We start from the raw sequence: 26,034 nt of genomic DNA on the forward strand, positions 1-26,034 counted from the left end.
AGCGTACTATGGCGTCTGCTGACTTCTCATGATAAATCTTGTTTCAACCGTAATTCGAAATGAATCTCCTCACGTCCATGAGACCTCCCACGGTAAGACGATTCACTTTCCTTCCATGCACCCGCATCATTTACATTGGCACGTCCGTGTAGTTAATTGGACTTCGTTATGTGTTGCAAACTCGTCCCGTGTCCTATGCCTGATGATATTCGTGTTCCTCGGGTCGGAATTTTGCCTCCAGCTTCCTTCAGATTCCACCTCACAATGGACACCCTTGCTCTTGGCTAGTGGTTGGCAACTACAAGCCCCCACAGCGGACTTTCACCGCCTAGTTAATCGCCATGCGTGGCACACAACAAAAGAGGATCCCCAAGGGACCCTCTTTCACTCACCACTTAAAACCAAACCCTACTTCACCCGCACCAAAATATCAAACGGATACCGCCCAGCGTTGCGGCCGTACAGCGCCACGCCGCCCCGATCCGCGGCGATCGCGAGCTTGAAGCTGCGGCTGCGGTTCAGCTTGATTGCGATGCGGCTTGGCACCGCAATGCGGCACAGGTAGCCGAACGAGCCGGCGTCGTCGAGCTTGTTGTAGATCTCTTGATATTGCCACGAAAGCACACCGCGGCTATCGGCTGGATCATCCGGCAGCATGAACACGCCGACCTGCTCGCCGTCGATGCTCACCGCAATTTGCGACGGATGCAGCTCATCATCCGTCATATAGTACGTATTGCTGTTGTACTCCACGTTCGCGTTGGCACCGTGCATGAAGTCGATGCCGTGCGCACGGTCACGCGCACCTTCGACGTTGCGGGCAAGCAGACGCTTCGCGCTCGCTTCGAAAGCAATCTCGATATGATGGATGGCGCCCTGCTCTTCTACGCTCGGCAACTCCACATCATACACGAACTCCCCTTCCGAACCGCCGCTTGTTTTGCCTTCCTGAATGGAATTCCACTGGAACGGGAAGCTATGCGATTCGAAGCCAGTCACCGGCACCTGCAGGAACTGTCCTTCCGCCTCATACACGCCGCCGTCCACGCCGCTGCGCACGTCGAACGTCGTGAAGTTGCGCGTCACGACGCGGCCAGCCGCATCAACAAGACGAATTGCCAATACCGCAACCGCATCCTGCTTCGGCATATTCACTACGATTGGCGCTTCAATCGGCTTCACGCCGTAGCCGCCCCAAGCCAGTTCCACGCCACCGCGCTCACCCGTCACGCGCACGCCGAGGTTGTCGTACGTCAGCTCCCACGCAAGCGTGAGCTGCTGCCCGTGATACGAATCGGAGAAGCTCGACGCCAGCAGCGATACCGCAACTTGCTCGCCAGCCTGCACCGTCTTGCACGGTGGTCCGTCGACGACGATAAAGTCCGGCGTATGCAGATCCGCCAGCGACATGCCAGGCACCAGCTCTTCATAGCCAAAATGCTTATCCGTGCCGTTCAGCCGGTAATAGCCGTTGAACTCATTCGTCACGTCGCGGAACTCCGTGAAGACGAATCCGCACATTTTGTCATGGCGGCGGAATTCATTCATCATGTACCAGTAGTGCCAAGCGAGATCGCTGTCGCCTGCTCCGTTCGTGAAGCCCCATACGTTGCCGCACTCGCTGTTCATCAGCGGCGCATCGCCTTGAACATTGCCGTCGATGTAGTTGAAGCCCGAGCCCGGATACGTCTTCTCTACAATCTCCGTCACATGCGCACGAAGCTGCTCATAGCCGTTGATATAAAAATGCCATGTATTCAAGTCCGATTCCACATGGTCGTAGTTGCAAGGCGAGTTATCCTCGACGATCCGCGTCGGATCTAGCTGCTTCGCCCAGCGATACATCCCTCTGACCCACTCCTGCGTCTCCGGCAAATAATTGTGCGGCGCGAACGATTGCGACGTTAAGCTGGAATCTTTTGCATTCGTCTTCAGTCCCCACGTCTCGTTGAACATCACCCAGGATATAATCGATGGATGGTTATAGTCGCGCTCGATAATCTCTCTGGATTCGCTCTCGTAAGACGCTCTAGCCGTCTCGTCCGGATTGCCCCAGAAGCATGGCATATCCTCCATCACAAGCATGCCAAGCTTATCCGCCCAGTACAGCTTGCGCGGCTCCTCCGGTTTGATATGAATCCGGACAAAATTAAGCCCCAGCCGCTTCAGCAAATAAATCTCATCCTGCATCTCGTCATCCGTCGGATACGTAAAATAGCCCGTCTGATGATATGACTGATCCAGCGTACCATTGATATAGATCGGCTTGCCGTTGAGCGTAATCCAGCGGTAATTCCGATCGCCGAACAACGCGGTGCCGACTTCACGAATGCCGAAATAAGTGGATACCACATCATCGGAAACAGCAGCAGTACCAGACAGCGTAATCGTTCCCTCATACAGATGAGGCGTCTCCGGACTCCACAGCTGCGGATCACTCACGACAAAAGAAGTGCTCACTTCGTTCTCGCCTTCCACGAGCGCCGCAGTGAAAGCATGCCGCACAGCGCCGTCAGCAAAGCTGAACTGCAAGCTCGCTTCTCCCGCTTCGCCAGCCACAATGACAGCTTTTACGCTAATCGTGCCATCAATAGCTGTCGCGAATTTTGCAGATTGAATATAAGATTGCGAACGCGCCTCCAGCCATACCGGCTGCCAGATGCCGCGGATTTCCCCGTAACCCTGCTTCCCGCGCGCTTGATAATCATGGTCGTAATCCGTTGCACTTACGATAATCGTATTCGCTGCATCCGTCCGCCACACAGCCGTAACATCGAACTCGAAGTCGCCGTAACCGCCAGTGTGCGAGCCAATATGCGCGCCATTCACCCAAACCTCAGAGCGGTAATCAACGGCACCGAAGCGCAGGAACACACGCGATCCGCTCACCGCTGGCGCCCAGGTCACGCTCTTCTTGTACAAGCCCGTACCGCGCTCGCCGCGGCCAATTCCCGACAGCGGGCTTGCCCAAGAGAAAGGCACAATAATTTCACTGTCAAAATCACCCGCAGGTGCCTCGAAACCGTTTTCAGCTTCAGCCGAAGTATCGAGACGGAAATCCCATGTTCCGTTCAAATTGAGCCATTCCCCGCGCTCCCAGTCGGGACGCGGATATTCAGGACGAGGAATCTGTTTCAATGCAGACGTTAATGCTTGTGCAGTCATTGCGTATAGCACAACCTTCCCTTAAAGTGGATTTGCCCCCATTTTAGCACCAGTATATAGTTTAATCAATATATATATTACACTTTTACAATATTGCGATTATCGGGTACACTACTTCTATAACTATGATGACTGTCGAAGGGCTGGTTAAGTGAAGCCAATGAGCGAAATCAAACAAGATACGAGTACGAAGGATACGATCAGATACCCCTCTTCCCGCATAGTCGATGTGGCCAAAGCGCTCTCCGGCGATGTTCGGGTGCGCATTCTGGAGGCGCTCGGCGAGAAGTCGATGAGCGTCAGCCAGCTGGCGGAAGCGCTTGGCGTAGCGCAGCCGACAATCTCCATTAACGTGCAAATTCTTGAAAGCGTAGAGCTCGTCACATCCACGACCGGCGCGAACCGGGAAAAGATATGCTCCGTCACCGGACGCTCCATTCTGCTCGAGCTGCCAGTCAAGCTCGGCGAAGGGCTGCATCGCACGGAGGAGCTGCATATGCCGATCGGCATGTATGCGCACTGCTCGATCGAACCAACCTGCGGCATCGCGACGCGAGACGGCGCCCATGTCGGTTCCGTCGACGATCCGCGCGTCTTTTATTTGCCGGAGCGAGTCGATGCTGCGCTGCTCTGGTTCTCCGGCGCGGGATATATTGAGTATTACTTCGCCAATCCGATGCCGCCTGGCGTCACGATTGATGAGCTATGGTTCAGCGCGGAGCTCTGCTCGGAAGCGCCTCACTTCCAGATGGACTGGCCTTCGGACATCTCGCTGTACATCAACGATCAGCTCGTCGGCGTATTCACAAGTCCCGGCGACCTCGGCGACCGCAAAGGCAAGCTGACGCCGGACAAATGGAGCGGCACCGAATACGGCCAGCTTACCGAGTGGCGCATCACCGCTGCAGGCAGCCAAGTGAACGGCACTGCCTCCTCCGCCGTGACGATCGAATCGCTTGGTCTGCAGTACAACAAGCCGATTCGCGTACGCATTGAGGTGGCTGAGGATGCGGTGAACTGCCGCGGTCTGAACCTGTTCGGCACTAACTTCGGCGACCACCGGCAGGACCTGCTGCTGTCGTTTATTCGCTATTCGGACTAGCGCTTGTGATAACAAGAGCAACTGCAAATAAGCGCAAGGAGCGTACTCGGACGCCCCTTGCGCTTTCGTATTTTATTCCGCTTACTCCGATGGAATAATCAGCTGTACAGTCTTGATCTCGAATGGCGCAAACGCGAGCGGAAGGCTGCCATCGACAGCTTCCAGTTGCTCTTGCTTGTTCTCCATTAGATCGGTCAGCCACGCTTCCTCCACTGGAAGGCCAACGCGAAGCGCCGATTGCACGGAGGTACCGCTTGTTTCATACAGGCGAACAATGATCGCGTCACTGTCCTCTGCTTTCTTCACTGCCTCGATCATCACATTCGCATGAGCCGGCTGGAAGAAAGAACGCGCCGACGCGGACTGATCGTTAGCCGCGTCACCTGCGGCGCGCGCTGTTCGGAGCGGTACGTTCAGCTCGTAGCCTTGTTTATATACCTCAGCCGCAACATGATCTCCGGCATGCGGGTAAAGCGAATACGTGAACATATGCTCCGCCTTATCCGCTTCCGGATCCGGATGTGTCGAGCTGCGCAGCAAGTTCAGATCGAGCGTGCTTCCCTCGGCGCGGTAGCCGTATTTGCAATCATTAAGCAGCGCTGCGCCGTAGCTTGGCTCGGACAGGTCCACATAATGATGCGCGCAAATCTCATCCTTGGCATAATCCCACATCGTGTTGCGGTGCGTCTGACGGTTCAAATATCCGAACTGAATTTCACAAGCGGCGCGCTCCGAACGGACGTTCAGCGGGAAGGAGGTGCGGAGCATCTTCTCCGTTTCCTTCCAGTCGACCGTCGTCACGAAGTCGATACGCCGGCTGCCCTCTGTCAGCGTAACCTTCTGAATGATGACAGACTCGCCGAATTGATAACAGTGTATAACACCTGCCGACGGGCCGGACTCGAAGGATGACGTCTCGATCAGCTTGAGCGCCATGCCGCCGGTCTCGCGATAATCTTGGCGGAAGTCCCACGCATCGCCTTTGTCGTCGTACACCTGCAGCAGATTCGCGCTCTGGCCAGCCGCGATAACCTCGCGCTTGTGCTCCTTATCGAAGACGGATACGATCGCGCCATCAGCGCCAAAAGCAACCTTCAGCAGCTCGTTCTCCATGCTGCGATCGTCCATGCACACGCTTGGCGATTCTGGCACACTTACCGTTGCGACCGATGCCGTCGACACCGATTCCGTTGCCGCGATACCCATCGCCGGAACCGTCACACGCTGCCAGCTTCCACCTTCGCGCTCCAGCCATTCGGTACGCTCCCACGGCAACGAGTTGAATACCGTGAGCGCTTCACCGGCTACTGCCGAGGAAGCCGATTCCGAAGCCGCAGCACTCGCACCGGCTGCAACCGCGACCGGCGAAGACGATTGCCGCTTCGCAATTGCCTCATACCGTTCAGCAATCAACGCTTCAACTCGATCCAGCAGCACCGCATACCGCTCCAGCGATTCATCGTACACCCGCTTAATGGACGAGCCCGGAAGAATGTCATGGAACTGGTACAGCAGCACTTCCTTCCAGATTTCCTCAAGCTCAGCCTGCGGATAAGAGACGCCGCACACGACACGTGCCAACACCGCGGCGAATTCCAGCTCGCGCAGCGCTTTCTCCAGCTTGCGATTATACCGCTTGTTCCGCGCTTGGCTCGTCAGCGTCCCTTGATGCTTCTCCAGGTACAGCTCTCCGCGCCATGTTTGGTAGCTCGCCTGCTTCTCGGCGAGCTTCTCGAAGAACACCGCGGATGGCTCCTGCACGACCGGACTGAGTCCAAGCAAGTTCTTCTCCCGCGCAAGCCGCTCCAGATGCTCTTCGCCCGGACCGCCGCCGCCGTCGCCAATGCCGAACAGCATGAGGCAGTGGTCGGAAATATTCTTATCGAGGTATTCCGACTCCGCCTTCACAATCGAACGCGGCGCAGCCGGACTGTTGTATGTGTCCTCCGGCGGCATATGCGTCAGCACCTTGGAGCCGTCGATCCCTTCCCACATGAACGTGTGGTGCGGATGGCGGTTATAGGTGCTCCATGACAGCTTCTGCGTCATCATGTAGTCGACGCCGGATTTGCTCAAGATCTGCGGCAGCGCCGCGGTGTAGCCGAACACGTCGGGCATCCACAGCGTCTTCATCTCTTGCCCGAACTCCTGCATGAAATACCGCTTGCCGTATAGAACCTGCCGGACGAGCGCTTCCCCGCCAGGCACATTCGTGTCCGACTCGACCCACATCGCGCCTTGCGGCTCCCAGCGTCCTTCTTTCACGCGCTCCTTCACACGCGCATACAGCGCAGGATAGTGCGTCTTCATCCACTCGTACAGCTGCGGTTGACTCGCGCCGAACACATAATCCGGATAGCGCTCCATCATCGCCAGCGCCGTCGAGAACGTCCGCGCTCCCTTGCGGATCGTCTCGCGGATCGGCCACAGCCACGCGAGATCGATATGCGCATGGCCGATCGCGCTGATCGTCAGCGCCGGATCTCCGCCCCGCTTCGCCAGCTGCTCGCCGAGCAGCGCGCTTGCCTTCGCGATGCGCTCATCAGTCAGCTCCGTAAGCACGAGCGTCACCTCGTAGAGCGCATGAGCGATCTTCTCCTTGCGCGCGGAGCCTTGCGGCAGCTTCTCGGCGGTTTCCAGCAGCACCTCGGCATCGTAGTAGAGCTGGCGAACGTTCTCGCGGCAGATCGCGATGACCGCTTCCTTGAGCGTGCCGCTGCGATAACGGCCGAACAGATCGTTACAGCCCGCATCGCCCCACAGATCAATAACCTCATCCCCAGCGGACGATTCGCTGATGTGGACAACCCGTTTGCCAGGCAAGCCGAGCGAGTAGTCGAACTCCGAGTTAATGTTCGTCAGGCCCTGCACCGGCGAACCTGCTTCATCGACCAAGCACAGCTCCCCGTTCACATCGATCAACAGAACAATTTTGGCACCGCGCGCTTCTTCCGGTACTTGCCCTGCAAAATGAAACCATGCGCAGTCCCACAGCTCGCCCCACCGAACTCCAGCCGCTACATCCAACTGTCTGCCGGACATTCGCTCCGCATACGGGACAGGCTCCTTCGTCACCCAAGCTGTAACCGCTAATGTCGAGAGCGGACGGTAGATATGTTCCTCCAGTCGCCCAAGCATAGACCGCATCTGATCGAACTTAATTGTTTCGTATGGCATCCGAGTCTCCTTTTCTGCAGCAGCTGCACTGTCCTAGATTTGTCCATCCAAACCTGGAGCAGGATTTAGTAAACGTTTACATTGTTGTGTATAATAATATAATACATATCCAATATATATTCAATATGTATTATTAAATAAAAAAGAACCTTTCTACTTTTTCTAGAAAGGTTCTTTCCTTTTTCCGCGCCACTTGCACCGCTCGCTCCACGCACCATAACTTACTTATCGTTCGACTTCAGCGGACCTGTCGACTGCCGTACAACAAGCTCAGGCTTCATGATCATTTTGCTATACTTATGCTCCGACGCTTGCTTGTCATTAATAACCTCAATCAGCTTGTTCGCTGCCTTATAGCCAATCTCGTACTCGAACTGCTTCACATGCGTAAATATACTCATATCCTCTGCAATCGAGGTCGGATCATCGAAGCTGACAATCGACAGATCGTCCGGCACCGAGAGCCCGCACTGACGCGCAGCCCGATACACCTGCATGCCGAGCTTGCTGTTGAGCGTAATATACGCCGTTGCCATTCGATTGCGAATATACCGATACAACGGATGCTTCTCCTCGACCTCCGAGACCGGAGAGAACTCGGTAATAATATGCGCCGGATTAATGAGCGCGCCTTTCTTCTTCAGCGCGTCCATGTATCCTTGAATCCGCTCCTGCACCGTCACCGTCTGGATCGGCGAGTCCGAACAGATGGCAATTTCCCGGTGACCCAGCTCCCACAGATGATCGACTGCAAGTTCTGCTCCTGCACGACCGTCCCCGGCTATATAATGCGTCTCCACGCCAGGCAAATAACGGTCGATCAGAATGAATGGATAATTGGACAGCTTCATGCCAAGAATCTCGACATTGTACTGCTCCTCGTCCACAGGGAAGATCAGCATTCCTTCTGCGCCCATCTCCATCAGCGTCTGAATCGCTTCATTCTCCACCGACAGCACGCTGTTCGAGAGCATAATCACGGTCCGGTAGCCCTTCTCCATGAGGGCATTCTGTACGCCCTGTGTCAGCCGTGCGGCAAAATAATCATAGATCGAGGGCAGAATGAGCCCGATAATCCCTGACTTCGTGCTCGCCTGAGTCACCGGCTCATGGCGGACTGTCGCATTGCTCACTGCCGTCGGCCTTGTCTCCGCCGCAACCGCTTCTCCTGCTTGCCCGCTAACGAAGCTTCCTCTTCCCGGCACCCGCGTGATGACATTCTCATTAGCTAAGCCAGTAAGCGCATTAACAACGGTAATCTTGCTCACGTTGAAGCGCTCCATAAGCTCCTTCTCGGTCGGAATGCGATCGCCTTCCTTGAGACCGTTCGAGCTGATCAGGCTGCGAATATAATCTTGAATCTTCTGATACAGCGGTACCCGATCCATAGCGTTCATTAAAGCCACCACTCATTCTGAATATTAATATATATTCAATATAGTATATCCTGAAGGATAATGCTTTAAAAAAATTTTAGAATTTTTCTATTGCATCTTTCATCTCTCTTCATAGTAGCAGAGTTTTAGCCTTAACTGATAGAAATTTCGTCAATTTTAGACAAATATGGGGTAATGACTAATTAGCTCTTGTAAGCCTTCTCCTACTTAAGAGTCAGACTGCAAGAATAAGCGTATTTCTATCGGACTAGCACGCTATTCATATGTGGATAACTGGGGGTGTGGATATGTTTACAGGTGCGAAAATATTAACACTTCTGCGTATTACATGGTGTGGGCTATGGGGATAAATCAGTGGATAAGTCCGGATTAATACACAAACCACCGGAGGAGGTCACCTGCAACGAGCTCATGCCCGCGCCTGTTCGGATGATTGGACCAGGACAACAGGTCGGACGGATCACTGCCGTTTGACGCATACGCTGCGAACAAGCCAAAGCTGTCCACAAGCCCGACTTCATACTGCTCAGCCAAGCTCACAACCTGCTCCCGATGTGCGCATAGCTGCTTCCAGCTCTCGCTCGACGGGTCACGGTAAGACGTCTCCCAAGTCGGCGTTAACAGAATGATTTTGCTCCCAACCGCCAGCGATTGTTCAATCATTGTGCACCACGCTGCATGAGCCGCCCCCAAGCCGCTGCCCCGGTCATTCAGTGCATAATAAATCGTGACAACGTCAGGGCGTATCGACAAGACATCACGCTCGAACCTTTCCGCTCCACGGACGGCATGCTCGCCTCCGATCGCTGTAACGATGACATTCGCCACGGCAAAAGGAAACTGTTCCTTCAGCCTCCGGTGCAGCAAATGCGGGTAGGCGTTAAATGTATCCACAACCGGCGTCGCGAAGTATCCCGCAGGCACGGTCACGCAAATAACGCTCTTTCTCTGCCATTGCCATATCCATTCCCCTTACGAATATCGTGAATGTTTATGCCGTTCATTCCTTTCATTTCGCGAGTCGTACATCCTACTCCTTCCGCTGCATGAGACGATATTGAAGCGGTGTGGCACCGAGCTGCTGCTTGAACAATTGAATGAACTGCGAAGTCGTCGAGAAGCCGCAATCCGCGCCGATATCGCTGACCGCCAGCTCAGTGCTAAGCAGCAGGTTCCGGCTCTGCTCCAACCTGCGGCGCAGCAGATAATTGCCCGGGGACATCCCCGTCACTTCCTTGAACAGATGACGGAAGTGGTCCTGGCTGTAGCCGGATATTTCCGACAGCGTCCGTATGTTAATCGGCCGGTTGAAGTTCTCGTCAATGTACCTTCTCGCGAAAAATAGTTTGTCCGCCGCGTTCTCCTTCGCCCGCTTCGATGCGCCTGCAGAGTCGAACCGCGCCAGCAGAATGACAGCCTCGTTCACCATCAGGTTCAGCCTCTCCATATAGTGCGGCTTCCCGCCCAGCAGCTCTTCTCGCATTCGCTCTAGCAGCCAGAGCATTTCTTTGGACTCGTTATCGAAGTAGAGTCCATTCGCAAGCGAAATCGGGTAATCGTCATAGGCAAAGCCGAAGAAGAGCACCTCCGTCTCCGTATCATGCCGCTCATCATGCGTATATAACGGCCTTGTCAGCGTCATGCTCCCTGGCACGTAATCCAGCAGACTCCCGTTCAAGTTCATCTGACCGAGCCCCGCCGCATAATAGACCAGCTCATAGCACTGATGATTGTGGAAATCGACATATGTATCTCCTTCATACGAGCTGTAATAGAAGAACTCCAGCTTGCCGTTCACGGAACCTGCCCCCATTTTCGCCAGATCCTGATATTAATTCACCTAATCCATATATCGCATATCCCCCTCTCCCACGTAAAGTAGAAGCAGGTAATTAACCTTGCATTGGAGGGATTTCGATTGATTAACCAAATCGGTCTCAGCCCGCAGCAAATCGAGGACTACAATAAGGACGGCTTCTTGTTTATGGATGATGTACTAACGCCCGAGGAAGTCGAGGAATTGCGTGAAGCATGCGAAAGCGCGCAGATTACGATGCTGCGTTCCCAGCAGGATTATGAGAACAGCACTGTCCACTCGTTAGGCATTACGGCGCTTCATCCAGCCATTCTTCGTCTCGCCAAACACCCCGCTATCGTTCAGAAAATCATTCCCCTAATCGGTCCAAACATTCAACTGCAGCATTCCAAGTTAGCAACGAAACCACCATCGAAGGGCCGCGGCATCTTCCCATGGCATCAGGATTACGCCTTCTACCCGCATACGAATTCAGATCTGCTGTCCGTTATGGTGATGCTTGACGATGCGACGCCGGAGAACGGCTGCATGAGCATGGTTAAGGGCAGCCACCGCTTCGGACTGCTGAGCCATGAGAAGAATGGCTCCTTCACGCCGGAATGCCAGGAGAACCGCTATTGGACGAGCGATGAATATGAGGTCGTTGACGTGACGCCGCGGGCAGGCGGGATCAGCATCCACCACTGCCTGACGCTGCATGGCTCCGCTGCGAATTTGTCGGGCAAACCGCGTAGAGGTATCGTATTCTCTTACCGGGCGGATGATGCCTATCAAATGGCGGATACGATCTTCGACGATACCGGCATGCTGATCTGCGGAACGAAGCAAGGCGTCGTGCGCTGCGATGTCGGCACGGTATGGCTGCCAGTGCGTCCATTCTGGGGCAATCCGTACGGAAACGCTTGGAATCAGGTCGGTCCGTTCGCCGAAGAAACGAACAAACAGGACGGCTCTTCTCCACAAAAATAAAATCTATTTGCGAACATACGTTCGTTATAATATAATGAGCTTGTCGGCAATAATGAGACAAGTTACCAATTATAACGAAGGAGCGATCATTAATGACATTTAAGTTGGAGCCGTATCTGATGATGGACGGTAATACGAAGGAAGCGATTGAATTTTATAAAGAGGCTATGGGTGCAGAGGTTCTCTTCATGCAAACATTCGGCGAAATGCCGGAGAATCCGGAGTTCCCGCTGCCAGAGGAAGCGAAAGGTCTTGTCGGTCACGCCATGGTTCGCGTTGGCGAAACGGATCTGATGTTCTCCGACAATTTCCCAGGCTCGCCGTTCGCGATCGGCAACCAAGTAACAATTTGCATCTCTTCCACGGATCTTGACCGTTCCCGCCAAATGTATGAAGCGCTGCAAGTAGGCGGCCAAGTGCAAATGCCGTTCGCCGAGACGTTCTTCAGCCCAGGCTACGCGGTACTGACCGATAAATTTGGCGTAACTTGGCAGGTTTACACACACGCTAACAAGTAATCGCCTGCGCTGCCCGGCGCAGCCGGCGCGAAGAAACGGCTCTGAACGCAGCTTTTGCGGGATGAGCCGTTTTTTATATAAAAAATGTCAAATTTTCTTTAATATACGCATGGTAGATTGAGGAAAAACACGCTATAATTGTAGCTACGAAGGTTGTCGGCGCGCATGTGGTGCTGTCATTCCAACTAGAAATTTTAAGAAGGGCGTGTAACATGAAGATTCCGGTCGTTAAGAGATTCAATAAAAAAGAATTTGAGATAGTTTTTATTGATCTTGAAGACGTTCTTCTTATGCGCAGCTACCGCGGAGAGGTTTACTACCAGACGAGAGAAGGACTCTACAGTCAAATTTCAACCTTTGAAGAGCATGAGCGTTTTCTTGTTGGACAAGGGTTCAAGAAAGTGGACCGCTGTTATGTTGTGCAGATGGATCAAGTCGAGTTTTTCGACGACGTGCAGCAGCGGCTTTACTTTGTAAGTCAGCCTGTTAACAGCGACTCGCCAAGCGCACCTGTATCCGGCGCGCATCTAAAATCGGTGGAGAAGCTCATCAATAATCCAGGTTCCAAGGAAGGTTCAGCTTCCGTACGGAACGATCTGTCAGGCGGACTTTCGACCACCTGATGGCGATGAAGTAACGAGGAAAGTAGGAAAGCCGGTCCCTGGGGGGACCGGCTTTTTGTTTGCTCGGAGAGAGGCTTTTCTCCTCTCTCGGGCCGTTTTTATCGAGATTCCGGAGATCGAGAGAGACTCCGCAGAACGAGTCGCTCCGCGCCAGCGCAAACCCTGACGTTGGCCCCGGTAGAAATAACCAGTGCCATTGGGGTTGCTCACCTAGGCGGCACCTGACAGGCCGCTGATCTAGGTGGCCGGGAACTGGAAACACACTATTTACTCCAAAAGCACCGTTTCCCCTCGAAAAATCACCAAATAGGGTTTGTACGGTTCCTTAGAAACTTCAGCCTCCGCCCCCGCTAACCTCGTTTACCTGTATACATAGCGCAGGTGCGGAAGGGATCCCTAATCTTAGCTACGCAATCTGATCTTCGCAGCACTATTCGCGCCATTTTAACGCAATTTATACGCCATGAGCGCCATTTCGAGGCAGCGGCGTTTATCCGCCTCCAGAAAATCTTCCCCTAACAGAACCGCCAATTTGTCCAACCTATTATAGAGCGTCTGCCTGTGAATATTCAGCCGCGCGGCCGTCTCCTGCTTGGAGCCCATGCAGGCAAAATACACATCCAGCGTCTCAATAAGCTGCAGATGATGCTCCCGATCGTATGCAATTAACGCCCCTAAATGATCCTCCACGTAGGAAGCGAGAAAAGATAGCTTCGGCACTGCCTTGAGCAGCTGATAGACGCCCAGCCTGTCATAGAACATGCAGCTCTCATAGGCAGCCACATTCCGCGCCACGTCAATCACCTGCTGCGCTTCCTCGTAGCTTCGCGAGGATTCCGAAATTTGCGCGCGCAGCTTGCCGAAGCCAGCGAACAGCTTCAGTGATGAAGCATGCGACTCATGCGCCGACTCTCTCAGTTCTTCCACAAGCCGCTGCAGCGTCGTTTGAAGGTTCACGTGCGAGTCTTTGTGCAGCGCTTCTTTGGCGCAGAGCATGCAGATCCGGTTATTTTGCATCATGACCAAGCTGTTCAGCCCGTGCTTCTTGAGCAATTGCCTCACTAGAATGAGCAAATCCTGCTTATCCGCCTCAATCGTGATCGGCTCGATGTCCGCCGTATGCTGAATCTCGATGATGCCGCCGGCGAATAGATACTCACCTTTGCTCAGCTGCCGCAGCCCCATTCTCGCCTGCGCCTGATCCTCGTTCTCGATCCGGTTGTTCATAATGTCGAGGATAAACTCGTTATGGTCCCGCGACAGCTTCTCTTCGAGAAACTCCGTGCGCAGCGTAATCGCCGCGACGGCTTTGGTCGTGTAATCGAGCAGCAAGGTCAGCGACTCCGTAATTTCGGGCTTATTATGCAGCAAAATGCCGACATAGGAGAAGGTCTGCCCGAAGCAGATGACCGGCTGAACGACGATGAGCTGCTGCGCATTCATGGTCAGTACCGAGACGTCTTTGGCCGATAGCGCTCTGGCATCCATTTGCCGCTGCAGGAATGACGATATCGGGCTCGAAGCCTTCGAGGTCATCGCGGGATAGAGCACGCTGCTGTGATCGAGCGACGAGAAGTAGAGCACCTGCCGTCCGGACTGCTCATGGAAAGCTCGCAAAATCTGCGCAATGCCCGTGCTCTCGATCGTTAGCCGCTGCAATTTACGGGAGTACACCTCAAGCTCCTTCAAGAACTGATGCTGCCTGTTAATGAGCAGCGCATGAATGTCCTGCGTAATTTCTACGAAGCGGACCGGCTGTTCAAACAAGATCAGCGGAAAATGGTGCAGATCGGCCAGCTCTACGATTTCCTTCGGAATGGCATCAACCGTGGTGCCCATCTCGATGCATAATCCAGCCGCATGCTGGTCAATCAGCTGCTTCATGTAAGCGAACCGTTCCTGCTCATTTTGCTTCAGCCACAGTCCCGTCGTTAATATAAGATCGTTCGGGCTCACGTATGGAGCCACGTTCGTAATTTCAAGCACATGCACCCAGCCGACGGGGCGATGCATCCCTTCCCGGCCGGCTACGAGCTTCGCCGGGCGAAATATCGGCCTAGCCAGCAGCTGGCTAATATCGAATTTCAACGTTGTGTCCATATTTTTTCCCTCCGATTAGACATTTTGTCTATGATGCCTAGCCCAACTATACATAATTGTCAATCAAACCGTCAATTCATTCGATGTTTTGTACGATGTATAAGCTTTCGGCTGATTCTATAATGAAGGTAACAAAGAAGGTTCCTATTACGAATCGAGGAGAGACGATCATGAAGATTGGCGTACCGAAGGAAATGAAGAACAATGAATGCCGTGTCGGCGTGACGCCTTATGGTGTGCATGAATTCGTGCAGGACGGACATACCGTCTATGTCGAGACGAATGCGGGCCTCGAAAGCGGCTTTACCGACGCCGAGTACGCACAATCCGGCGCCATTATTGTGACCGATGCCGCATCCGTATGGCAGCAAGCGGATATGATCGTGAAAGTAAAGGAACCGCTGCCGAGCGAATATCCCTATTTCCGAGAAGGTCTCATTCTCTTCACCTATTTGCACCTTTCTGCAGAGCCGGCATTGGCTCAGGCGCTGGTCGACGCGAAAGTAACCGCAATCGCTTATGAAACGGTCAAAGAAGGCGGCACGCTTCCGCTGCTCACACCGATGAGCGAAGTGGCTGGCCGAATGGCAGCCCAAATCGGCTCGCAGCTGCTCGAACGCTCCAAAGGCGGACGCGGCATCCTGCTCTCCGGCATTCCAGGCGTATCGAGAGGCAAAGTTACGATTATCGGCGGCGGTGTCGTTGGTACTAACGCAGCGAAGATCGCGATCGGTCTTGGCGCGGACGTAACGATTCTTGATCTTAGCGCGAACCGTCTTCGCCAGTTGGAAGAACTGTTCGGCAACCAAGTGCAGACGCTCGTTTCCAATCGCCACAATATCGCACGCAGCGTAGCCGAAGCTGACCTGCTCATCTGCGCGGTTCTTATTCCAGGCGCGAAAGCACCTGTACTCGTCTCCGAGGACATGGTCAAAACGATGAAGCGCGGCGCTGTTATCGTAGACGTAGCGATCGACCAAGGCGGCAACGTGGCGACAATCGATCACATTACGACGCATGATCATCCAACTTATGTGAAGCATGGCGTCATTCATTACGCCGTAGCTAATATGCCAGGCGCAGTGCCACAGACTTCCACTGTCGGATTGACGAACGCAACGATGCCTTACGCCGTACAAATCGCTCGTAAAGGCGCGATTAAGGCCATTCAAGACAGCCCTGCCCTGCAAAGCGGCACGAACATTATTGATGGCAAAGTGACATTCAAAGCTGTAGCCGATGATCTTGGTTATGCATATACACCTCTGGCTGAAGTGCTGGAGCTGCATACCGTTCACATATAAGATTCCGATTTTAAATCAGCTTCAGAACCTGATTTAAATATTCAGAGCTAGAGCCCTTCATCTTCAATTTTTTTAAACCCCATGCGAAACCCCCTTGAGATCTCAAGGGGGTTTTGTGTTGGGGCTGGATGAATCGTTATAATGGATAACAGACATGGAATGCGTCGATAATTAATCCCATCAACTACAACTAGGAGTGATACCGCTTTGAATTGGAGCAATCTATTTTATCAAGCATTAACGATAATCATGATCGCAGCCGTCGTTTACACGGGCGTCAAATTATTGTTTAAGCAGAACAGAAGACGTTAATCAAAGCAGACTTACTTAGCAACGGACAAGCACACTCTTCGGCCCTTTCGCTTCTTCATAAGAAGTCGGAAGGGCTTTTTTAAATCCCATATTTACTTTACTCAGGAAATGGTATATATTCTTTTTGCATTAGACATATATTTTATGTCATTTAAGTCATTTAAAGCTTCGAACTAATCTAAGAAAGAAGGTTAAATGATGAAAGCAAAAAAGACAATCGGCTTTATTGTACTATCCGTCTTATCCCTCGTCCTCCTTACCACGCAAGCATTCGCCGCTCCTTCCGACACTGCGCGGGCCGCCCTCAAGACGAAGCTCAACAATGTAACTGGCGCGGTCGCGAAAAAGTTCAATGCCAAAGACAATCTCGGCAACACGATGGACACAGCTAAAATCATTGCAAACCCCGCGGTGTCCGGCCAGTTCCTGGCGGTTTATCACACGTACACCAGCGGCGTCGCCAAGGTGAATCTTGCGACTTCAACGGACCTCATGAATTGGACCTTCGTCAAGTCGCTCGCCGGCTCATTAGGGAACAACGCGACGCAGCCGACAATCAAAGTCGCATCGGACGGCGGTTATGTCGTCGCTTGGGAGCAGGAGCCGAACAATCATATCAAGGTCGCCTACTACACCACCTGGGCGAACCTCCAGACTGGCACGACTTCCAAGAGCTACAACGTACCCCGCACATTATCTAACTACGCCGAAGGAACGCCTAACCTCTATTCCGCTAGCAGCACAAGCGTCGACATCGGTTTCCACTATTTCAAGAATGGGGACGTCGACCGCCAAGCACGCGGTACACTCGCGAACTTCAATTCATGGACTGCCAGCGCGCAGACGAACGTCGACAACTCTTTACTGTATTGGGGCGTGGCGGGCAACATTGGCGACCGGGATGGCAAACTAACCTATAGCGGCTACGATTTCGGTCTAATCGAAGGCCAATTCACCAAGAACAACTTCGGCACGTTCCGCAGCTTCATCTATGACTATTCGACCGGCAATGCGGAGCAGCTCAACCCGGTCACGCCGAACGGCTCGACCGCCTTCGCGAATCCGACCTTCACGACAGTCACATTGAACGGCGTCACGCGTATCGTCGTCACTCTGTTCATATTCTCCGAAGGTGCAGGCAGCGGGGAAAGCGGCGAGCTCATCTACTACTTCAACGCATAAGCGGGAAGCTTCCTGTCCCGGCTCAATAAGAAAACCGTCAGGGATTCCCTGACGGTTTTTGATGACCTTTTTGATGACCCGTTATTAAACCTTCGACGGCGCGCCAGTCGTCTCTCCGGCGACGAGCACAGGCTGCATGACGATTCTTTGCGGCTTCACCGGCTGACCCTTCGCCTTAATGACGTCGAGAAGCAGCCTCGCAGCCTCTTGGCCGATTTCTTCTTCCGACTGATTAATATACGTGAATGGACTGATGAACTCCGTGTGCGGGCTCGGATTGTCGAACGTCACGATGGACAGATCATCCGGCACTTGAAGACCTGCTTTCTTCGCCACCGACCAGATGTGGACACCGAGGTCGCCATTTAAAGCTATATATGCCGTAGCCAGCTTATTCTTCACGAAGCGAAATAACGGATGCTCCGGATCGATTGCGCCCGGCTTGGCACTAAAGTCGGTCAGGAACAATGCGGGATTGATCATCGCGCCTTTTGCTCGGAGCGCATTGATATAGCCATTAATCCGGTCGTCGACGGACACGGTCAGCTGCGGGGAATCCGAGCAGATCGCGATGTTGCGATGACCCAAGTTCCATAAATGGTCGATTGCCATCTTCATCGCCGTGCCGCTGTCGGAGTGCACGGCGTTCGTTTCCACGCCAGGCAAATAGCGATCAATAAGAACAAAGGGGTAGTTGGCTATTTTCAGCGAAATGATGTCCTCGTTGTACACTTCCGCATCGGCAGGGAAGATAATCAGCCCTTCTACATCGTCCTTCATCTCGCGAATCGCTTCTTTTTCCTTCTCCTTGGAGTCAAACGTGAACATAAGCACCAAAGAGTAACCGTTATTTTCGAGTACTTGCGTGATTCCCCGAATGAGTCGGATAGCGAAATAGTCGTTCACGAACGGGAACACGAGCCCGATCTTTGGGCGGGATGGTATAGAAGGCGCAGCTGCTTCAGCGACTGCTTTCTCCTTCGGGATGAACGTCTCCGGAATGCCTTTGACATAGCTGCCCCTGCCTGGGATTCGATAAATCCAGCCTTCCCTGGCCAGCTCGTTCATCGCGTTGGCAACCGTCAGCCGGCTGACGTTGAATTGCTCCAATATCTCCTTCTCTGTCGGGATCCGATCATCTTCCTTCAACCGGCGAGAGCTTATGATTTCTTTGAAATGGTTCTGAATTTGAATGTAGAGCGGTTCACGATCTGTACTCATTAGGGATCCTCCAGTAATTCGGACTTCCTATCTACGATATATCAAATATAGCATACATTGGAAGGGGCTCCAATCGATGCGCCAAACCGCGCGCACAACAAAAACCCCGCAGTCACTAATGACCGCGGGGCCTATATAAGAATTATTTTGGAAGCTTCACCGTCACGCAGGTTCCTTCGCCAAGCTCACTTTTAATGCTGATGCCATACCCGCTGCCGTACTGCACTCGAATGCGCTCCTGCACATTGTAGAGCCCGTAGCCCTTGGACTGCTGCACCAGCACCTCGTCCACCAGCTCCCGCGTCATGCCCGGACCGTTATCCTGCACGATAAACACGATCGTCCCGCCATCAAACGATGCGCTAATCTGCAAGACGCCTCTGCCCGTTCGCTTCTGGTCGATCCCATGCTCAATCGCATTCTCCACAATCGGCTGCAGCACCAGCTTTATCATGTAGCAGTCCAGCACTTCATCGTCAATCTGATACACGACGTCGAAGTTGTCATCGTGCATAATGAGCTGCATCTCCATGTACGACTTTGTATTGAGCAGCTCGTCCCTGACGGACATCATATCTTTGCCCTTATTGAGCGAGGTCCGATAGAACGTTGACAACAAACCGGCTACATTGCTAATGTCATCCGAGCCTGCCGCGATCGCCTTCCAGTTAATGACCGACAGCGCATTGTATAGAAAATGCGGGTTAATCTGCGACTGCAGCGCTCGCAGCTCCGCTTCCTTCTGGCTGATCTTGTTCTTGTAGCCTTCCTCGATGAGCAGATTGATACTATTCAGCATTTTGCCGAACCGCAGCTCCAGCTCCCCGATCTCGTCCCGGACAACGATATCAGTCCCCGTCGCCGTAAGTTTTCCCTGCTCCACGAGCCTCATCTTCTGATTGAGCGAATGTATCCGGCCGACGAAGCCCCGCGTGAATAACCAGATGATGAAGAACAAGACCACGAAGCAGATGCTCTCGATTACAATCGTTGCACGGACGATTTTCCAAGGGTTAATCGTTAACGCCTTCGTGGAATAGAGCAGCGAAATCGTCCAGTTCGCTTCCCGCAATGGCTGCGACAGCACGACCTCATCGCCATTCGTCTCGCCACCCGCCGGCAGCTGTGCCACCTTCGGATTCGCATACAACACCTGCTGCTTCGCATCCGAAACGATGATCGAGAATTCTTTGGTGCTCGTATCGGTTAACGAGGTGAAGAATTCCGGCTTCAGCTCCACGTAGACGAGATTCCGCTTATCATAATTAATGTCGCCAAATATCCGTCTAACGCCAAATATCCGCCCGTCCTGCACATACCAATTCGTCTGCGACGACTTCATCACTTCGTCATACCAGAACTCATGCTCAACCGTCGTAATCGGCATAATGGAATTGATGCGCTGCGTAATGTTGTTGCCGGTGTAGATCATAATGCGTTTAATATCGTGATTAAGCATAAGCGTCGTGTCCAGCAGCGGATCAACGTTCTCGCTTAAGTCGGTGTACATGGAGTAATAATCGGTATATTCATCGTTAAAAATGCGGCTGAAATTCGGATTGAACGTAATGAGCTCAATGGCCGAATTAAACCGCTGCAGCTTGTAATTCAAGCTGTCTTCCATCTTCTGCAGGCTATCCTGAAGAACAACCTGCGCCTGCTGCACCTGCATCTGCTTCGATTGCTGGAAGGAATAAGCGCCAAGTATCGTAAGCGGTATCATCATAACCGCCAAGTAAGAAACGAAGAGCTTCCGCTTCATACTCAAGTTCCTGAGCCAGCTCAGCTTCATGGATGCCCCCGCCTCCGTTCTCGTTCTCTGCCGGTTTTACCGAATCATTATAGTAGAAACCGCTCGAGAAAGATAGGATCGAATCGAGCTGCTGAATCTGAGTTACTGAACCTGAGCTACTCCTTCACCGCACCAAGCACGATGCCGCTGACAAAATATTTTTGCAGGAACGGATAGATCAGCATGATCGGCACCATCGATACCATCACCTTCGCGGCATTCAGCAGCTGGCTCGACATGTTGGACAGACGCTTCACTTCCTCGGCATCGGTCGCGTTCATCAACGAGCTCATATCGACGATGAGCTGCTGAATGTACGTCTGCAGCGGCCAATGCTCCTTATGCTGCATCAGAATCATGCCGTCGAAGAACGCATTCCAATGGCCGACGATCGAGAACAGCGTTACCGCCGCAAGCGCAGGCAGCGAGACAGGCACGAAGATCGTGAACAGCGTTTTCCATGCGCCAGCTCCGTCCATATTCGCCGCCTCTTCGAGCTCCTTCGGAATGCCTTTGAAGAAGTTCATGAGCAGGATGACGTTGAACACCGGAACTGCCGTCGGGAGCACGAGCGCCCAAATTTTGTCCAGCAGATGCAGCTTGTTGATCGTCATATACCAAGGGATAAGTCCGCCGCTGAACAGCATGCAGAAGATAATAAACCACATATAAATATTGCGGCCCGGGAACAGCTTACCCGACTTCGACAGCGGGAAAGCCATCAGTACCGTAATGAGAAAGTTAATCGCCCCGCCCAGCAGCACCCGCTCCACCGAGACGCCGAAGGACCGGAAGAACGAACGGTCATGCAGCACCTGGCTATAGGCATTCAAGTTGAAATCGACGGGCCAGAAGTACACTTGACCTGACATGGCCGCCACTTTGCCGCTGAACGAGACAGCGAGCGTATTAAGAATCGGCGCAAGCGACATAAACGCGACCAGCGTTAGCAAGCAGTAGATGAGTGCATCTACGCTCCGGCTATTACCTCGAATCATCAGCAATCTCTCCTAGAAAATACGATAGTTAGCGAACCGTGAAGCAAGTGCGTAAGACAGCGTGATCAAGAGGAAGCTTACGACGGACTTCAGCAGCCCGACTGCGGTCGCAAGCCCGTACTGCGTCTCGAGCAGACCCGCCCGGTACACATACGTATCGATAATGTCTCCGGTCTGATAGACGATCGGATTGTATAGGTTCAAAATCTGCTCGAAGCCCGCGTTCAGCACGTTGCCGAGAGCTAGCGTCGCCAACAGGATGACCGTCGGCATGAGGCTCGGAATCGTGATGTACTTCAATCGCTGGAACCGGTTCGCGCCGTCGATGGCGGCCGCTTCGTACAAATTCGTATTGATCGAGGTTAGCGCTGCGATATAGATAACGGTGCTGAATCCGAATTCCTTCCACACGTCACTGGCGACAACCAGCGGCCGGAACCAGTGGTTGCTCTGCAGGAACATAATTGGCTCGAAGCCAAACAGCTGAACGATTTGGTTAATGATGCCGTCTAGGCTCAAGATGTTAATCATGACCCCGGAGAGAATAACCCATGACATGAAATGCGGCAAATAAACGATGGTCTGAATGGCGCGTTTAAACTTCACGCTGATGACCTCATGCAGCAGCAGTGCGAAGAGGAACGGGACGATCAGTCCGGCGAGGATCTTCATAAGCGCGATAACGACGGTATTGATCAGAATAATTCTGCTGTCCGGCAGGCTGAGCATATAGGAGAAGTTCTCCATGCCAACCCATTGCGATTTCATGATGCCAAGCGTTGGCTGGTAATCCTGGAACGCGATCACGACCCCGAACATCGGCACGATGCTGAAAATAATAAGGAACAGGATGCCCGGCAGCAGCATCAGGTGATAGTTCCATACAGAGGCTCGATTGTACATGTTATCTCCACCTAATCTTTATTAAGAAGGGTATCGCTCGCGGCTTCGCGAGTGATACCCTTTCACCTGTATAGCAGGGCTTATTTCACAGCGTCTGCAACTTCCTTCGCAATGGCGTCACCGCCTGTGCTCTTCCAAGTGGATACGAACTTGTCGAAGTCGTCGAGCGGTGCCGCGCCTGTGATGATGCGCAGGAACGTCTCATTCTCCAGCTTGTCGAGGTTCGCGCCGCGCTTCACCATCGTCTCCGTCTTGCCGTAGAAGATCGGCTCGACCTTCGTAATTTCCTTCGCGCCCGTAACCGCGCCGGCAGTGAAGAACGCGAGGGAATCCGCGAACGCCGGAATGTCCTTCTTCGGATCTTTATTGTTCTTCAGCACCGAATTCACGCGGGGAATGAGGCGTGCCGGCAGGTTCGCCGTGTCGCCGTCCTTGATCACTTTCTCGTAGACAGGAATGTCACGAGCAAGCGCATCCTGGAAGTCAAGCTGCAGGTTGAGCGGATAGTTGAGCCAGCCTACCCCTTTGTCCTTGTACAGCTCGGCTGATGCCGGGTCGATGAGGCGGATGCCTTCATACTCCACGCTCAGCATCTTCAGCGCTGCTTCCGGATGCTCGGCATCCTTGCTCACAACGAGGAACGAGCCTGATGGCGCGGAAGGAACGACGTTACGCTTGCCGTCGCTGTCCAGCGGCGCTGCAATCGGTACCCAATCCGCATTCGGATCAGCCTTCACGCTGTCGGAAATCATCCAGCCCGCGAACCACGGCGCGAACAGAATGCCTGCTTTGCCGCCGGATACGAGACCCGCATTGTCCTCCCACTTGCGAGTGAGGAACTCTTTATCGATCAAGCCATCCTTATACATTTCGCTCAGCTGTCCAAGAGCTTGCTTCGTCTCTGGCGTCGTCGAGCCGTAGACGATGTTGCCGCTTGCGTCCTTGAACCAGCTCTTCGGATACGAATGGTTCAAGTTGAACACAGGGTCGAAGGTGAAGAAGCCGCCGTCGCCCACCAATGATTTGTCGCCGAGCAGGCCGACCGTGTCCGGCTTGCCGTTGCCGTCTGGATCTTGCTCCTTGAACGCCTTCGCAATCGCCTTCACATCGTCAAGCGATTTCGGCAGCTGCAGGCCGACCTTGTCGAGCCAATCCTTGCGCACCCACAGCAGCTGGTAGCTGCCGTCGATATTCGTGTTCGGCAGACCAAGCAGCTTGCCATCGACACGTCCTGTATTCAGAACGCGGTCGCCGGAATACGAGGAGTAATACTCTTTGATAAGCGGGGAGCTGTACTTCTCATAAACCGATGTCAGGTCTGCCAGCAGACCCGCTTGCGCGAGGCGTTTGAATTGCTGCTCGTCGACAACCATAATGTCCGGAATGTCACCGCTTGCAATTGTCAGGTTGACCTTCTGGTTGTACGCATCCAAATCTTCAACCGAGAAATCATAGTTCACTTTCACGTTCAACCGGTCTTCTACGTATTTCAAATATTGATTGTTCTCCAGCGTATCACCGTCTGGCAGGTTGTTGCCGGATACGCCTTGACGTCCGAGTGAAACGGTAACCGTCTGGTCGTACTTCGAGAAAGGACCGTCGTCTTTAACCGCGCTGTCCGTATTTGTTTCCGCGGCATTCGAATTCGCGGAAGCACTGTTCGAATTCGATGATGTCGCGTTGTTGCCGGCTGCGTTCCCTTGGTTGCTGGAGTTGTCTGAGTTGTTCGAGCCGCAGGCTGTCAAGCTTAAAGCCACTGATGCACATAGGACCATACCTAATACTTTTGTTCTCATGTTCATCCCCCAATTTCGCCTTTGAAGTTTACGTGTTCATCATAACAAGCAATGTCTCGCGCCCTCTATGCGAAATTTTTAAGAATGGGCATCAAATTTTTACGATGTGCTTTCGCGGTATTTTGCCGGACTAACCCCATGAAAGTTGCGGAAAATCTGAATAAAATACGAGGAATTGCTGAAGCCGAGCGTCTCGCTGATGTCGATGATTTTCATATTCGTATTCGTCAGCAGCTCAACTGCCTTCTCCATCCGTACCTGCGTAATATAGCGAACGAGGCTCTTCCCGGTCTCCTTTTTGAATAGGAAACTGAGGTAGCTCGGCGTCAAATGGACATGCTCCGCAATGCTCTCCAGCGACAGATCCTGGCTGTAATCCTTATCGATAAGCCGCTTAATGCTCGTAATGAGCTTGCTCGCAGACTCCTCCTTCGCCTCCTCTTGTGCAGGAATGAGACGTTCGATAATCGCGCTGACCAAGCTCTTTAGCTCCGTTAACGAATTGATGTTGAAGATCTGATCGAGATAGACCGCAATGTCCTCCACGCGCTGCTTGTCCGCCTTCGCATAGGCATGCTTCATCACTTCCGAGCAGATGAATTTCGTATAAATGACAGAGAGCTTCCCTCTCGAGCGCAGCGTGGAGAACAGCATCTCGATGCTGTACTGCGCCCCTTGAACGTCAGCGCGGTCGATATAGTCGTAAACTTGCTTGCGAATCGACTCGATCTCGCTCTCATCCGCGGACGATTGCTCAGAAGGCGCATCCTCCGTGAACATAATCGGGTTGCCATCCATGAAAAATTTAAGCTCGAGCGTCTGCTCCATTTCGTTGAACACATCCAGCAGCTGCCCCAGATGATTCACTGTCCGCCCAATAACGATGCCAATCCGAGCCGGATAGACGGTCGACGCCTGCGCAATCATTGCCTCCGCAAGCTCCAGCTGTTCCTGCTTGCTGATCGGCTCTCGGCTGTTCAAGAAGAAGACGCTTTGGTGCTCGTTCAAACTCAAATAGTCGTAGGTGTAACGGATCGGCTCCCTAAGCAAGGCGACAAACTCGGCATTGTCAAAATACCGCCCGCCGCAGTCGACGAGCATCAGGTGTATGAACGAATGGCTGCTCACTTCCTCTCCCTCGGCGGAATAGGTGCCGTTCAATGCGTCCATCAGCTGCTTTTCCCGCTCATAGACAAGCCCGCGGTTATACCCTTCCAGCAGCTCGCTCGCTTGGCTCCGCGCTTCTTCCTTCGCTTGGCACTTCGCGATTACCGTCTGTATGGCGGCAAGAAACTCCGGAATTTGGATCGGCTTGAGCAAATAGTTCGTTACATTCGTCCGCATCGCTCTGCGGGCGAATTCAAAATCGCTGTAAGCGCTGTATATAATCATCTCGATGTCGGGATTCAGGCTGCTCACCTTCTCCGACAGCTCGAGGCCGTCCATGAACGGCATCTTAATATCCGTAATAATAATATCGACCGGCTGCTGCCTTACGACCTCAAGCGCCGCTTCGCCATTCTCCGCTGTCATGATGTCGAGTTCCAGATTATGCTTGCGGATTAAATGCCGTATGCCTTCCCGTTCAATCCGTTCATCATCCACAATTAAAATCCGGTACATGCGATCCATTCCCTTGTTTTGGTTTAGAAGATTCAG

Annotated in this window: 18 protein-coding genes; 6 read left to right on the forward strand and 12 right to left on the reverse strand. The window is 53.1% G+C overall.

The genetic code is table 11. The annotated features are described in order from the left end of the window. Positions 1 to 408: 408 nt before the first annotated feature. Positions 409 to 3,165, reverse strand: coding sequence for a glycoside hydrolase family 2 protein (locus A8990_RS16855; protein ID WP_116190219.1), 2,757 nt, complete (start codon positions 3,163 to 3,165; stop codon positions 409 to 411). A gap of 160 nt (positions 3,166 to 3,325) precedes the next feature. Here A8990_RS16855 and A8990_RS16860 point away from each other — a divergent pair, with 160 nt between their 5' ends. Next, a complete protein-coding gene (locus A8990_RS16860) occupies positions 3,326 to 4,267 on the forward strand; it encodes an ArsR/SmtB family transcription factor (protein WP_116190313.1) in 942 nt (313 codons plus the stop codon). A gap of 81 nt (positions 4,268 to 4,348) precedes the next feature. Here A8990_RS16860 and A8990_RS16865 read toward each other — a convergent pair whose 3' ends face one another. From A8990_RS16865 to A8990_RS16880, 4 genes are all read right to left on the reverse strand, one after another. Next, positions 4,349 to 7,444 carry an alpha-mannosidase gene (locus A8990_RS16865; protein WP_116190220.1) on the reverse strand — a complete coding sequence of 1,032 codons (3,096 nt, stop codon included), beginning with the start codon at positions 7,442 to 7,444 and terminating at the stop codon, positions 4,349 to 4,351. Between the two features lie 221 nt (positions 7,445 to 7,665). Next, on the reverse strand, positions 7,666 to 8,841 hold the full coding sequence (locus A8990_RS16870) for a GntR family transcriptional regulator (RefSeq protein ID WP_116190221.1): 1,176 nt from the start codon (positions 8,839 to 8,841) through the stop codon (positions 7,666 to 7,668). Positions 8,842 to 9,210: 369 nt separating this feature from the next. Then, on the reverse strand, positions 9,211 to 9,771 hold the full coding sequence (locus A8990_RS16875; RefSeq protein WP_181909627.1) for an SGNH/GDSL hydrolase family protein: 561 nt from the start codon (positions 9,769 to 9,771) through the stop codon (positions 9,211 to 9,213). A gap of 100 nt (positions 9,772 to 9,871) precedes the next feature. Beyond that, positions 9,872 to 10,654: a helix-turn-helix transcriptional regulator gene (locus tag A8990_RS16880; RefSeq protein ID WP_116190223.1), complete on the reverse strand. Its 783-nt coding sequence runs from the start codon at positions 10,652 to 10,654 to the stop codon at positions 9,872 to 9,874. A 105-nt stretch (positions 10,655 to 10,759) separates the two neighbouring features. Here A8990_RS16880 and A8990_RS16885 point away from each other — a divergent pair, with 105 nt between their 5' ends. The 3 genes from A8990_RS16885 (at position 10,760) to A8990_RS16895 (ending at position 12,767) form a co-directional block, all read left to right on the forward strand. Continuing rightward, the gene (locus A8990_RS16885) at positions 10,760 to 11,626 is read left to right on the forward strand and encodes a phytanoyl-CoA dioxygenase family protein (protein ID WP_116190224.1); all 867 of its coding nucleotides are present in this window, start codon (positions 10,760 to 10,762) and stop codon (positions 11,624 to 11,626) included. Between the two features lie 92 nt (positions 11,627 to 11,718). Then, positions 11,719 to 12,144, forward strand: a complete 426-nt coding sequence (locus A8990_RS16890; RefSeq protein WP_116190225.1) for a VOC family protein — start codon at positions 11,719 to 11,721, stop codon at positions 12,142 to 12,144. Positions 12,145 to 12,356: 212 nt separating this feature from the next. After that, positions 12,357 to 12,767 (forward strand): LytTR family transcriptional regulator DNA-binding domain-containing protein, encoded by a 411-nt coding sequence (locus A8990_RS16895; protein WP_116190226.1) that lies wholly within the window; start codon positions 12,357 to 12,359, stop codon positions 12,765 to 12,767. Positions 12,768 to 13,211: 444 nt separating this feature from the next. Here the strand turns inward: A8990_RS16895 and A8990_RS16900 are convergent, their stop codons facing one another. Beyond that, positions 13,212 to 14,867 (reverse strand): PucR family transcriptional regulator, encoded by a 1,656-nt coding sequence (locus tag A8990_RS16900; protein WP_116190227.1) that lies wholly within the window; start codon positions 14,865 to 14,867, stop codon positions 13,212 to 13,214. A gap of 170 nt (positions 14,868 to 15,037) precedes the next feature. On the opposite strand from A8990_RS16900, the gene ald reads away from it, so the two are divergent. Together ald and A8990_RS16910 are read left to right on the forward strand one after the other, a co-directional pair. Next, positions 15,038 to 16,171 carry an alanine dehydrogenase gene (gene ald, locus A8990_RS16905; RefSeq protein WP_116190228.1) on the forward strand — a complete coding sequence of 378 codons (1,134 nt, stop codon included), beginning with the start codon at positions 15,038 to 15,040 and terminating at the stop codon, positions 16,169 to 16,171. 507 nt (positions 16,172 to 16,678) lie between these two features. After that, complete coding sequence (locus tag A8990_RS16910) at positions 16,679 to 17,665, forward strand: hypothetical protein (RefSeq protein WP_220376818.1); 987 nt, start codon at positions 16,679 to 16,681, stop codon at positions 17,663 to 17,665. A gap of 84 nt (positions 17,666 to 17,749) precedes the next feature. Here the strand turns inward: A8990_RS16910 and A8990_RS16915 are convergent, their stop codons facing one another. The 6 genes from A8990_RS16915 to A8990_RS16940 all read right to left on the reverse strand — a co-directional run bounded on the left by A8990_RS16915 (position 17,750) and on the right by A8990_RS16940 (position 25,998). Beyond that, a complete protein-coding gene (locus A8990_RS16915; RefSeq protein WP_116190229.1) occupies positions 17,750 to 18,886 on the reverse strand; it encodes a GntR family transcriptional regulator in 1,137 nt (378 codons plus the stop codon). 142 nt (positions 18,887 to 19,028) lie between these two features. Beyond that, positions 19,029 to 20,678: a sensor histidine kinase gene (locus A8990_RS16920; protein WP_116190230.1), complete on the reverse strand. Its 1,650-nt coding sequence runs from the start codon at positions 20,676 to 20,678 to the stop codon at positions 19,029 to 19,031. A 116-nt stretch (positions 20,679 to 20,794) separates the two neighbouring features. Then, positions 20,795 to 21,676: a carbohydrate ABC transporter permease gene (locus A8990_RS16925; protein WP_116190231.1), complete on the reverse strand. Its 882-nt coding sequence runs from the start codon at positions 21,674 to 21,676 to the stop codon at positions 20,795 to 20,797. A gap of 12 nt (positions 21,677 to 21,688) precedes the next feature. Then, a complete protein-coding gene (locus A8990_RS16930) occupies positions 21,689 to 22,579 on the reverse strand; it encodes an ABC transporter permease (protein ID WP_116190232.1) in 891 nt (296 codons plus the stop codon). 80 nt (positions 22,580 to 22,659) lie between these two features. Then, positions 22,660 to 24,375 carry an extracellular solute-binding protein gene (locus A8990_RS16935; protein WP_181909628.1) on the reverse strand — a complete coding sequence of 572 codons (1,716 nt, stop codon included), beginning with the start codon at positions 24,373 to 24,375 and terminating at the stop codon, positions 22,660 to 22,662. A 99-nt stretch (positions 24,376 to 24,474) separates the two neighbouring features. Beyond that, complete coding sequence (locus A8990_RS16940; protein ID WP_181909629.1) at positions 24,475 to 25,998, reverse strand: response regulator transcription factor; 1,524 nt, start codon at positions 25,996 to 25,998, stop codon at positions 24,475 to 24,477. Between the last annotated feature and the right edge of the window lie 36 nt (positions 25,999 to 26,034).

The sequence above is a fragment of the Paenibacillus taihuensis genome, assembly GCF_003386535.1.
GTDB lineage: Bacteria > Bacillota > Bacilli > Paenibacillales > Paenibacillaceae > Paenibacillus_Z > Paenibacillus_Z taihuensis.